Here is an 11,710-nt window from a genome sequence, read left to right as displayed (position 1 = left end):
ATGCCCACTCCATGCCCGAACCTGTTTACTTTCGCCAAATGCACCCGTACTCTCCCAGAGAAACAACAAGCTCGGGCACAAGGCGAAGGTAAACAGACATGTACGCACCGGAGCGCCAGCAAGAGGTCCTGAGACTCACCCGCGCCAGCGGCCGCGTAGACGTGCTGTCGCTGGCCGAGGAGTTCAAGGTCACCGCGGAGACCATCCGCCGCGACCTGAAGGCCCTGGACCGCGCCGGACTCGTACGCCGCGTGCACGGCGGGGCCATCCCCGCCGGACGCCTCGACTTCGAGCCGGACCTCGCCGAGCGCGAAGGCACCGCCGCCGACGAGAAGGACCGCATCGCCCGCGCCGCGCTCGCCGAGCTGCCCGCCGAGGGCAGCGTGGTCCTGGACGCCGGTTCGACCGTCGCGCGCCTCGCGGCGGCCCTCCCGCTGGAGTCGGCGCTCACCGTCGTCACGCACAGCCTGCCGACGGCCGCCCGCCTTGCGGACCACCCCGGCATCCAGCTCCACCTCATCGGCGGCCGCGTCCGGCGGCGTACGCGCGCGGCCGTCGACGCCTGGGCACTGCGCGCGTACGGAGAGATCCGCGCCGACGTCCTCTTCCTCGCCGCCAACGGCTTCTCGGCCGAGGCCGGGCTCACCACCCCCGACCTCGCCGAGGCCGCCGTGAAGCGCGCGGCCGTCGCCGCCGCCCGCCGGGTCGTGCTGCTCGCCGACTCCGCCAAGCACGGCCAGGAGCACTTCGCCCGCTTCGGTGACCTCACCGACGTGGACCTGCTGATCACGGACACCGGCCTGGCCCCCGAAGAAGCCGCCGCCATCGAGCGCGCGGGCACGGAAGTAGTACGCGCATGATCCTCACCGTCACGCCCAACCCCTCCCTCGACCGTACGTACGAGGTCCCCGCCCTCGACCGCGGCGAGGTCATCCGCGCCACCGGCGACCGCATGGACCCGGGCGGCAAGGGCGTCAACGTCTCGCGGGCCGTGGCGGCGGCGGGCGTACGGACGCTCGCCGTGCTGCCGCTCGGCGGCGCCCCCGGCGCGCTCGTCGCCCAGCTCCTGGATGAGCAGGGCATCGAGGTGGCGCGGGTGCCGGTGGCCGGGCAGACCCGTTCCAACATCGCGGTCGCGGAGCCGGACGGCACACTGACGAAAATCAACGCGCCGGGCCCCGAACTCTCCGGTGCCGAGCGGGAATCCCTGCTCTCGGCTGTCGGCGAGAGGTCCGCCGGCGCCGACTGGATCGCCTGCTGCGGCAGCCTCCCGCGCGGCCTCGCCCCTTCCTGGTACGCCGAGTTGGTGGCCCGCGCCCACGCCGCGGGCGCCCGTATCGCCCTGGACACCTCGGGCCCCGCCCTGCTCGCCGCCCTCGCCGAACGCCCCGACGTCGTCAAGCCCAACGCCGAGGAACTCGCCGGTGCCATCGGCCGCCCCCTCGCCACCGTCGGCGACGCGGTCAAGGCGGCGCGGGAGCTGCGGGAGCTGGGCGCGCACGCCGTGCTCGCCAGCCTCGGCGCGGACGGCCAGCTCCTGGTCGACGCCTCGGGCGAGCACTTCGCGAGCGCCCCTGTCGACGTCGTACGCAGCAACGTCGGCGCCGGCGACTCCTCCCTGGCCGGTTTCCTGATCGCGGGCGGCACGGGGGCGCGCGCCCTCGCCTCGGCCGTGGCACATGGCGCCGCGGCGGTCCAACTGCCGGGCAGCGTGATGCCGTCCCCCTCCGACCTGCGCCCGGACGCGGTCACCGTGACGGCCGACGTCCCGCTGGACCGCGTACTGACCGAACCCGCCTCATGAACCGCCCCAGGGCCCTCCGCACTCAAGCCCCCCACGCCCCCGGCCCCCACGCCCCCCGAACGAAGCCAAGGAGCCCGCGATGACCGACATGATCACCGCGGATCTGGTCGACCTCCATCTCGACCTGTCCGCAGAAACGAAGGAAGCCGCGGCCCGCTCCCTCGCCCAGCGCATGGTGGCCCTGGGGCGCGTGACCGACCTGGACGGGTTCCTCGCCGACGTCGCGGCCCGCGAGGCGCAGATGCCGACGGGCCTGGACGGCGGCATCGGCATCCCGCACTGCCGCAGCGCGCACGTCACCGAGCCGACCCTGGCCTTCGGCCGCTCGGCACGCGGCATCGACTTCGGCGCGCCGGACGGCCCGGCGGACCTGATCTTCCTGATCGCGGCCCCGGCGGGCGCGGACGACGCCCATCTGAGCATCCTGTCGTCGCTGGCACGGCAGTTGATGGACGCGGAGTTCACGGCCGCGTTGAGGGCGACGACGGACGCGGAATCGGCCACGGGCTTGATCCGGGGCGACGGCCCGGGGACGGGGGAGACGCCCGTGCGAAGCGCGGAAGAAGAGCCCACCGGCCCGCGGCCACAAGACGACGCACCCCCGGCGGAGCCGTTCCGCATAGTGGCGGTGACCTCCTGCCCCACAGGCATAGCCCACACCTACATGGCAGCGGAGTCCCTGGAAGCCGCCGCCCGCGAGGCAGGCGTCGAGATCGCCGTGGAGACGCAGGGTTCGGCCGGCTTCACCCGGCTCGACCCTGCGGTCATCGCCGCGGCGGACGGCGTCCTGTTCGCCCACGACGTCCCCGTGCGGGACAAGCCCCGCTTCGCGGGCAAGCCCACGGTCGACGTAGGCGTCAAGGCGGCCATCAACCGCCCCGCGGAACTCCTCGCGGAGGTCCGCGAAAAGGCTGCCCGCGGCGAGACCACCCCGGAGGCGGGGACTGCGGACAGATCAGACAAGGCGGCTCCCGTCGACAGCGCGGGGGACAGTGGCGACGGCTACGCCACCAAGCTCCGCAAGTGGCTGATGTCCGGCGTCAGTTACATGGTCCCCTTCGTCGCCGCGGGCGGCCTCCTCATCGCCCTCGGCTTCGCCATCGGCGGCTGGAAGATCGACAAGGCGCCGTCCGTCGCCGAGCACTTCATCTGGACGGACCACACCAGCTGGGCCGCGCTGCTCTTCCAGATCGGCGGGCTCGCCTTCGCCTTCCTGGTCCCCGTCCTCGCCGGCTACATCGCGTACGGCATGGCCGACAGGCCGGGTCTGGTGCCCGGCTTCGTCGGCGGTTCGGTCGCCGTCACCATCAACGCGGGCTTCCTCGGCGGTCTCGCCGCCGGACTGATCGCGGGCGCCGTCGTCCTCGGCGTCCAGCGGGTCCGCATCCCGGCCGTGCTGCGCGGCATCATGCCGGTGGTGGTGATCCCGCTGATCTCCTCGGCGGTGGTCGGCTTCCTGATGTTCCTCGTCGTCGGCAAACCCATCGCGTCCCTGCAGAGCGCGCTGACCGACTGGCTGGAGGGCCTCTCCGGCGCCAACGCCATCATCCTCGGCGTCATCCTCGGCCTGATGATGTGCTTCGACCTCGGCGGCCCGCTGAACAAGGTCGCGTACGCCTTCGCGGTCGGCGGTCTCGCCCACCCGACCGACGGCAGCCTGAAGGTCATGGCCGCGGTGATGGCGGCCGGTATGGTCCCGCCGCTCGCCATGGCCCTCGCCACGACCGTGCGCGGCACGCTCTTCACCAAGACCGAGCGGGAGAACGGCAAGGCGGCCTGGTTCCTGGGCGCCTCCTTCATCACCGAGGGCGCGATTCCCTTCGCCGCCGCCGACCCGCTGCGCGTGATCCCCGCGTCGATGGCGGGCGGCGCGGTCACCGGCGCCCTCTCCATGGCGTTCGGCTGCACCCTGCGCGCCCCGCACGGCGGCGTCTTCGTGGTCCCGCTGATCGGGCAGCCGCTGCTCTACCTCGTCGCGATCGCCGCGGGTGTCTGCGTCTCCACGGCCGCGGTGGTCGCACTCAAGAGCGCCCGCGGGACGGCACCTTCGGACACGCAGGCGGCACCCGCCGAGAGGGAGCGCGTTTCGGCGGCGGCCTGATCCAGGGCCGGATGAATGCCCAGTTCAGATGGGCTTCGGCGTGTTGGGGAAGTCGCTCATAGTCCCGCGCGTTGCGGCGGGCGTTCATGATCCAGCCGAGGGAGCGCTCGACTTTCCAGCGCCGGGGCAGGACGACGAAACCACGAGTGCCCTTGGGGCGCAGCACGGGCCGCAAGGTCATCCAGAGGTGGCCTGCGGTCCAGGAGGGCAGCAGGTCGCGGGCGTAGGCGGAGTCCGCCCAGACCTGGGTGATCTGCGGCTGGGGGAGCCGCAGGCGCCACAGGAGGTCTCGGGCAATGATCTCATCGCGGACACCGCCGTCACCGTGATCATCACGGGCAGGCCCAGGGTGTCGACCACGAGGTGTCTCTTGCGTCCATTGATCTTCTTGCCCGCGTCGTAGCCGCGGCTGTCCCGGCCGACGGTGGAAGCCGCCTTCACGGACTGCGAGTCGACGATCAGCGTCACCGGGAACGGCCAGCGGCCCTTGCCGGTGCGGATGTGGCGCCGCAGCTGGTCGCGGATGAAGGTCACCACCCCGGCCGGGTTCCATCGCGCGAAGAACCCGTAGACGGTCTGCCACGGAGGGAAATCCGCAGGCAGCGCCCTCCACTTCGCCACGTTGTGCCTGTCCGAGGACGTCGCGTCCGGGATCGTCATGAAGTGCCGCTGACGGAGCAGGCGCGCCGGGCCCGCTCCTGCGGTAGGGGCGGGCCCGGCTGCTTACGGTGAGGCCGTGACTTCGCCCTCCGACAACGCAGCCCGCCGACCAGCTGGCCTTGCAGTTACGGACGAGGCGGGTACGCCCTCTGAAATGGGGGGTTAGAGCAGGCCGAGCGTTACGCCGCCGAGCATGGCGAGGGCCAAGGCGCTGAGGATGGGGAGGATGACCATAGATCGGCCTTTCGATAGTGGTGAGTGAGGGGCTACGTGTGCGGCAGGTGTCGCGCCGCTGAATCTGCGGTGATGCCGATGAACGCCTGGGCGTTGACAGCCCGACTCCGGATCACCGTCGACCCAACGACCGCGCCTTTCGGCAGGTCACGGCATGCTCAGCAGGGAAAGTGGCGTGTACTGACAGGTGAGCGCTTGTGGGGGAACGGCCAGCCGCCTGACGCATCGGCATGCTCACGGGGGCCGGTGGTGACTTGTCCTGTTCCTTGCACTTCCCTGGCATGTCGGTTCATCGCTCGTGCGGCGCCGTGACCCAGCATTTTCTGGCTCGTTGGTCGGGCGACACACGTGCTGCAACCTGTGCGGAAATGGGTCGGCGGAGTCCAGGGGCTGGCCATTGGTAATCGTTGAGGTGCGGGCCCGTTGGGGGGCCGGCTCCCTTGACGGGTGGAGCGGTGCGGGAGCCGGGAGCCGGCCTCCATCCGGCATCTGGGAACGCAGCCGCACCGGCCCAGGACCCTCAGCGGCGCCCACTCCTCTTCCCGGGGTCCTGAGTCGGCGGCCAGCACCTCAACGGCAAGGAGCGAGCATGACGGAAGCATGGCGTTGGTCGATCGCGGCGACGTGCTGGGGTCTGTTCACACTGTGCTGGACCGTCGGCGCGGTGCACGCCACCCGGCGGGCACCGCGGAGACAGACCAGTTCACGGCCGCCCATCGGGAAACTGCCCCTCGTCGTGGTGGCGCTCACCTGGATGACCGTCACCGTCCTGTACCCGCTCGAGCGGTGGCCCGCACTGCCTGCCGGCCTCGAATGGCTCGCCACGGCAGCCGCCGGCTCCCTTCCGCTCTGCACTGCGTTCACCGTCTGGTCACGGATCAGCCTGGGCACGATGTGGACAGCCATGCCCGCAACACGCAACGACCACGTCCTGCGCACCGAAGGGCCCTACGCCGTGACACGGCACCCGATCTACACCGGAGCGCTCGCGATGATCCTGTGCACCGCGCTGATCTCCCAGCAGAGCTGGGCACTGGCCCTGTTTGCCCTGGCTGCGGTCACACTGAGCGTCAAGATCCGCGCTGAGGAACAACTCCTGCGCGACGTGTTCGGCCAGGAGTACACCAACTACTGCACTCGCGTACCCCGGCTCCTTCCCACGGGAACGCGCGCCTGAGGTGCAGCAACCTGGTCGGGCCCCGGCGCAGGCCGACCTCGGTGGACGCTCCGCAGACCACGAAAGCGCCGATCGGTCGACATGCGCACTCATTCGGGTGGTGACCGGCTTGGTCGTAGGACGGTACGGGGATGGGGGCAAAGCTGCAGATAGCAGCCAGGGGTCATATGGGAAGGAGTGATGTGAAGCGCACACACACAGTTGGTCGGCTAGGGCTGGTTTTCCTCAGCGTGCTCACGATGGCAGGGGTGGCCGCGCCGGCCGCGACCGCGGGCGTCACGTCACCGAGCGGAGTGCAGACGGCAACACCGACGGCGGGGCAGGCCAACGAGGTCGCGCCGTCGGCTTGCTTCCGCGCGACCGCCCACGTCAAGATCCGGAAAAGTCCCTCGAGTACCGCCATGGTTGTCGGAACGCTGCGGCCTGGGCAGACCGTGTATGCAACGCTCGAAACCACCAACGGGTACCGCGCCATCCTCTCCCTCAGGGGGTGGGTGTCGGCGAGTTACCTGGCACGAGTTTCGCCGCAATCCTGTTGATGCAGTGACGCGCGGTGTGATCACGCGCAGTGCACGGTGATCGGTGTGGCGGTGGGGGTCCGGATCACGACAACCGCGCGGATCTTCATCGTCATCGCCAGCGGGGCCACGGGGACCACCGGATGGTCTCGGGTATCGCGAGCCAGCCGCAGGCTGGGCGAGCTGTGACTGACGTCCGTGTGATCATGCCTGCCCTCCGCAGGCACGACCGGGCACCCCAGTACCCCCCATATGGATGATCAGAATGTGCTGATGAATGGGCAACCTCTTCTTGAAGGGTCAAAACGCCCAACAAGGAGGTTGTATGCCTTGTCTCATGAAGCGTGGAATGCGTGCTCGGCGGGCGAAAGCCGTCTTGGCTGTGAGCGCGGCGGCACTGCTCACGAGCGCCGTCCTGCCGTCTTCGGCGAGTGCCCGCGCTGCAGAACCACTCTGTCTCGGTGACGCAATCTGCTTCTACGACGTCAAGGACTACCAAGGACGCATGGCCTACGTCAGAGCCAAGGATTTGAAGCCAGGTCAGTGTGTCACTATCCCCGGCAACGTCGCCGGGACGCGGGTCTCACGCTCAGTCCTGAACTGGTCCGAGCACATGTTCTGGGTCAATGAAGGAACTTGCGACGCCCCGAAAATGTCGTGGCCCGTGTACGGCAAGGGTGAGGACACTGACAGGCGTCCGAACTTGCCGAACGGGCTCATCAGCGTCAAGCGCTCTATGTGGTGAGCTTGGCTCCGTCGGGGACCAACGCCACCTCGCCGACCTGGTGGCCCAAGCCTCGGATCACTCCGAACCCATCTTCGGCGTCATACCGATCCCGGCTCGCAGATGGCCCACACGCACTGGCCTCGGCTGGGGTTTCCCAGCCGAGCGTTTTGCGCTGAGCGCCCACGTCGCTCCGCCCGCCCGTTGAGTGCAGCCAGAGCAAGTCGTCGTCTCTCGGTGCCGCTCCATCTCCTTGCCGGGGCCCTACCCGGCAGGTACATCTCGTCAAACTGACGCGAGGTGAGCCGAACTTGCGTCCGCGCCTCTACCGGTCTGAGATCCTGGAGTCCGATCGAGAGGGGCGGCAGGTATGGAGTGGAAGACCCACGGGGAGCGGCAGGTCTACACCAACAAGTGGGTGAATCTCTGTCTGGTCGATGTCCAGCAGCCTGACGGGCGCAGGTGGGAGTACCACGTCGTTCGCCTCCGCCACCTGGCCGTGGCAGCTGTGGTGAATGACCGCCAAGAGGTTCTCATGATGTGGCGGCACCGCTTCATCACGGATTCCTGGGCCTGGGAGTTGCCCATGGGCCTGGTCGAAGAGGGCGAGACCCCCGAAGAAGCCGCAGCCCGCGAAGTCCTGGAAGAAACGGGCTGGCGCCCGGGCCCCATCAAGCCCCTGATCTACGCCGAGCCAGCCAACGGGATCACCGACTCACAGCACCACGTATTCCGTGTGGATGGAGCCGTCTACGACGGGCCGCCCACCGAGAAGAACGAGTCGGACCGCATCGAGTGGATCCCTCTCTCAGAGGTGCGGGGGATGATCGACCGCCGTGAGGTCCGAAGCAGTGGCTCGCTCGTCGGCCTGCTGTACCTGCTCATGGATGAGGGGGTCCGCTGACCGGTGGGAGAAGTTCCCGTAGCCGCGACTCGAAAGCGAGGGCTACGGGCTCCTTCCTGTGCGGGGCCAACTGGTCGTAGAACTCCCTGAGGTGGCTCGTCACTCGCTCTGAGGCAACCGCAGAGGCGGGCTCCAGCGCTTGCGTGGCGGTGTGACACGCCTGGTCGAGCTTGCCTTGGTCGAGCTGTGTACGAGCGAGCCAGAACGAGTGGAACGCCCGACCGCGTTGATTGGTGTGGGCCTCACGCCGCAGGGCGTCCTCGATAAGGGGTTCAGCGGTTGCGGCCTCGCCCAGTCGTCCGTGCGCGATGCCCGTGTCCACGATCAGCTTCGTCTCATCGAAGTACGTCACCCATGACGGGTCCGGGTCGCTCGCGCGGATCTCCTCGAAACGGTGGTGCGCCTCCCCGATTGCCCGGTGCGTGGAGTCTCGGTTGCCGAGGGTCGCGTGAGCGAAGGCTTCCCGCATCGACAGCATGGAGAGGACGCGCGGGGTGGTGTCGAGCGCTGAGCGGGCTTGGTCCTGGGCGGCTGCCACGAGGGCCAAGGAGTCGGCGGGCTTGTCCTGGTACGTGCCCTGCAAGCTCATGCACGCCAAGACGTTGGCCATGAACTGACGGTCATCGATTTTCTTGGCCAGTTGGAGGGCTTCCGCGAAGTACAGGCGGGCCTGGTCGTACTGGCGCGCGTCGAAGTGGGTCCATCCGGTGAGGCGAGCCAGCTCGGCTGCGATGCCGTACAAGCCGTTCTGGATCGACGGGCTGCGGGTCTCCTTCAGAAGGCCGACGACATAGCGGAGTTGTCCGACGATGGCCGGCCGCAGTGCCTCTCCGCCGTGCTGATCGTCCCGTCGCCAGTAGTCCTCGATGGAGGAGCGGAAGGCTGCGAGCGTCCCCGCATTGAGGCTCGTGCGGGTGGCCAAGGCCAAGATGCTGTCCACATCGGCACCCGGCAGCGACGTGGCATCTGACATCCCCTGCTCGGGTGTTTGGGGCAACGTTCTCTCAGTGGTCGCTAGAGCCTGAGGCGTTTCCCAGTCCCGGCGGGTGAGGCCGAGCATGTGCCCAGGGATACGCAAGCCGTCTGCGATGCGCTCGACGACGTCCATGTGCAACAACTGCCGTCGACCTGCGATGACTTCGCCGACGCGGCTAGGCGTGAGGTCGCACCGTCTGGCGATCATTGAAGGGTAGATGCCCGCTTTGGTCTTGATCAGCCGAAAGACTCGGGCGAAGTCACGCACCCGACACGCATCGATCATCTCGGGATCGGTAAGCAACCGTGCGGGCAGTTCCTGCGGCCGGTCGGCGTCGGGCATCGGGCAAGCTCCCACACTGCGAGGGCTACGCAACGTTACTCGTTCTCTACTAGCCGCGATGCTACCCAAGTTGGGTAATCAGCCTGGCCTTATAACCGCTGCCTCTTCCTCGCGATGCTTCCTTCCATGGCGAGCAACCAGCAGACCAGACCGGGGATCGGTGAACTAGCGAAGGACAACGCCAAAGGACGTGTCGGCGTCGTCATGGGGAAGGTCGGCGGCCGTGTGCAGATACGACCGATCGGCGGCGGCACGGAGTGGGATGCCATGCCGGACAACGTGGCAATGCTGAGCGCGCGCGAAGAGTTGAGCACGCGCCTGGCCGTCAGAACCGGCGTTGGCCGGGTAAAGCCGTGATCCGCGCCATCGGTCGGTACGCGGGAGTCCTGTTCATCGTCATGATCAGTGGCTCGTGCGGCCTGGCGATCGGCATGACTCTCAGCATGAGCCAGTAGACCGGCCGCCCCGAACGGGTGCAGCACCCGGGCTCCCCCCCCGCCCGTTCGGGGCGGCCATCCAAGCACGCCACACACGAGGAGATTCGCATGACAGCAACGGCGAACGAGCTGAGGTCCGGCCGCGCGGTGGCTGGCGAGGAGCTGTTCGAAAGCCTCGCCCACTTTGTGGCTGTTCACAACGGGCAGTCACCCGAGCGTGCCAGGAAGATCGCGGATCAGGCGGTGGCCTTCCTGGTCACTGCGGCCAACGCCACGATCCCTATGGTTCCGTCGGACGACGTGGACTTCGGCCTGCACGCGCTCATCCTGCACACGAAGGAGTACGCCGACCTGTGCCAGCGATACGCGGGCCGCTTCCTGCACCACAACCCCAAGCCGGGAGGCGGAGGCCGTGACGCGGAAAGGGTCGCTGCTTCGGCACGTGCCATGAAGGCCGACGGGTTCATGGTCTTCGATGACCTGTGGACCGTGGACGGCACAAACCTCGCTCAGTGCGACTCGGACTGCGGCCGACCGTACGGTCAGGCGTAGCTCACGGCAGCAGGGTCGCGGCTGGCCTCAACTCGTGGCCAGCCGCGCCTGCTTGGAAGGAGAAGAGACGTTGTCCGGGTCATCCCCTGAACTCCCGATCGTGGTGCTCGACGCACTCATGCCGACAACTCAACGCCTGGTGGCGGATCGCCGGGGCTCCATGGTCTGGGAGGTGGAGAGTCACCGGGGCCGTTACGCCGTGAAGGTCGGCCGCCCGATCGAGGCCACGGCCGACTGGCCCGCCCAGCCCTGGACCGCGCTCGCGCCCGCGCGGGAAGGGGCCGTGATGTATCGCCTGGGATACGAGAACTTCGCATACGGCGAGTGGGAGCACGGAACATGGAACTTCCAGCCGTGGCATGAAGGGCCCGATCTGTACCGGCTGTGGGAACCATGCCGTGGATCAGACTCCTCCTTGCAACCGCATCGCAGCGTGGCACTCGGTTGCGCGGAGGCGCTGGCCGGCCTCCATGCCAAGGGCTGGGCCCACGGTGATGTCCAGCCTGCTCACTTCATCATCGGACCGGAACAGACTCACCTCATCGACCTTGCACTGGCTCGGGGAAGGCAGTTGCCCGAGGGGTACGACTTCCCCTTCCGCGGCTGCTTGGTCCACTACGAAGCGCCCGAGATTTCACGCAGTGTGCTGGCGACAGGGGAAGCCGAGCCGACCCAAGAAGCCGATGTGTACGCGCTCGGTGCCTCGCTGCTCATCTCCGCCACGGGCTGGCGGGCGATGGAGTACCCGGATGATGCTCCTCGCTCGGTACAGAGAGAGGCCGTGGCGAACGGTCGGCGTCGGCCTGTGAGGGCGCCCGGTGAGCTGGGCGAGCTGATCGACGCGATGCTCAGTCAAGCGCCAGAGGACCGGCCCACCATCTACGAGGTGGGAAAGGCTCTGAGCTGACTCTGAAGCGCCGGTGCACACCAGGGCGTATGCGACTTGCGTCACTTCAGGACCTAAGCCCCATAACCCCCCTGTCGGAAGTCCCGGGACTTGTTGTCTACTGGGCCGCATGTTCCGGGATGTCTCGATCGTTCAGCAGATAGGCGTGGCCGCGCTGGCCGTGGCGACCGTGGTCTGGGCCGTCGGCCTGGTGCGGGTGATGCGCAGGGAGCGCCCGGGCGCGGAGGTGTGGCGCGCGTCCCAGGCGCTCTCCGTGCTGCCGGGCCAGCAGGGCCCGCCGCGCGCGGAGACCGTGGAACTCACCGCGGACGAGCGGGCGGCCTTCGCCGGTCTCGTACGTCAGTACGGAGACCGGCGCTCCTAGCCGACTGCCA

General features: G+C 68.5%; 10 protein-coding genes and 1 pseudogene. 9 read left to right on the top strand and 2 right to left on the bottom strand.

The genetic code is table 11. The features are described 5' to 3' along the window. Positions 1 to 98 precede the first annotated feature (98 nt). From DMA15_RS15360 to DMA15_RS15350, 3 genes are all read left to right on the top strand, one after another. A complete protein-coding gene (locus tag DMA15_RS15360; RefSeq protein WP_125513314.1) occupies positions 99 to 860 on the top strand; it encodes a DeoR/GlpR family DNA-binding transcription regulator in 762 nt (253 codons plus the stop codon). Continuing rightward, positions 857 to 1,804: a 1-phosphofructokinase gene (pfkB, locus tag DMA15_RS15355; RefSeq protein WP_125513313.1), complete on the top strand. Its 948-nt coding sequence runs from the start codon at positions 857 to 859 to the stop codon at positions 1,802 to 1,804. The genes DMA15_RS15360 and pfkB overlap by 4 nt, the downstream gene beginning before the upstream one ends. A 79-nt stretch (positions 1,805 to 1,883) precedes the next feature. Then, positions 1,884 to 3,905: a fructose-specific PTS transporter subunit EIIC gene (locus tag DMA15_RS15350; RefSeq protein WP_125513312.1), complete on the top strand. Its 2,022-nt coding sequence runs from the start codon at positions 1,884 to 1,886 to the stop codon at positions 3,903 to 3,905. Between the two features lie 10 nt (positions 3,906 to 3,915). Here DMA15_RS15350 and DMA15_RS15340 read toward each other — a convergent pair. Next, positions 3,916 to 4,520 (bottom strand): annotated as a pseudogene (locus tag DMA15_RS15340) (IS5 family transposase); the annotation flags it as partial. Between the two features lie 868 nt (positions 4,521 to 5,388). Between DMA15_RS15340 and DMA15_RS15335 the strand changes: the two are divergent. Both DMA15_RS15335 and DMA15_RS15330 read left to right on the top strand, forming a co-directional pair. Beyond that, positions 5,389 to 5,976: an isoprenylcysteine carboxylmethyltransferase family protein gene (locus tag DMA15_RS15335; RefSeq protein WP_125513310.1), complete on the top strand. Its 588-nt coding sequence runs from the start codon at positions 5,389 to 5,391 to the stop codon at positions 5,974 to 5,976. Between the two features lie 1,612 nt (positions 5,977 to 7,588). Further along, the gene (locus DMA15_RS15330; protein ID WP_125513309.1) at positions 7,589 to 8,122 is read left to right on the top strand and encodes an NUDIX hydrolase; all 534 of its coding nucleotides are present in this window, start codon (positions 7,589 to 7,591) and stop codon (positions 8,120 to 8,122) included. Here DMA15_RS15330 and DMA15_RS15325 read toward each other — a convergent pair. Then, a complete protein-coding gene (locus DMA15_RS15325; protein WP_125513308.1) occupies positions 8,100 to 9,440 on the bottom strand; it encodes a helix-turn-helix transcriptional regulator in 1,341 nt (446 codons plus the stop codon). The two genes, DMA15_RS15330 and DMA15_RS15325, sit on opposite strands and share 23 nt — an antisense overlap. Positions 9,441 to 9,566: 126 nt before the next feature. Between DMA15_RS15325 and DMA15_RS15320 the strand changes: the two genes are divergently transcribed. From DMA15_RS15320 to DMA15_RS15305, 4 genes are all read left to right on the top strand, one after another. Then, complete coding sequence (locus tag DMA15_RS15320) at positions 9,567 to 9,797, top strand: hypothetical protein (protein WP_240659811.1); 231 nt, start codon at positions 9,567 to 9,569, stop codon at positions 9,795 to 9,797. A 188-nt stretch (positions 9,798 to 9,985) separates the two neighbouring features. Continuing rightward, a complete protein-coding gene (locus DMA15_RS15315; RefSeq protein ID WP_125513306.1) occupies positions 9,986 to 10,429 on the top strand; it encodes a hypothetical protein in 444 nt (147 codons plus the stop codon). A gap of 70 nt (positions 10,430 to 10,499) precedes the next feature. Beyond that, on the top strand, positions 10,500 to 11,336 hold the full coding sequence (locus tag DMA15_RS15310) for a protein kinase (protein ID WP_125517801.1): 837 nt from the start codon (positions 10,500 to 10,502) through the stop codon (positions 11,334 to 11,336). A 109-nt stretch (positions 11,337 to 11,445) separates the two neighbouring features. After that, positions 11,446 to 11,700 (top strand): hypothetical protein, encoded by a 255-nt coding sequence (locus tag DMA15_RS15305; protein WP_125513305.1) that lies wholly within the window; start codon positions 11,446 to 11,448, stop codon positions 11,698 to 11,700. Positions 11,701 to 11,710: the final 10 nt, after the last annotated feature.

The sequence above is a fragment of the Streptomyces sp. WAC 01529 genome (assembly GCF_003945545.1).
Lineage (GTDB): Bacteria > Actinomycetota > Actinomycetes > Streptomycetales > Streptomycetaceae > Streptomyces > Streptomyces anatolicus.
Note: the sequence above shows the minus strand (reverse complement) of the source record. Positions and strands in the feature narration are given on the sequence as shown.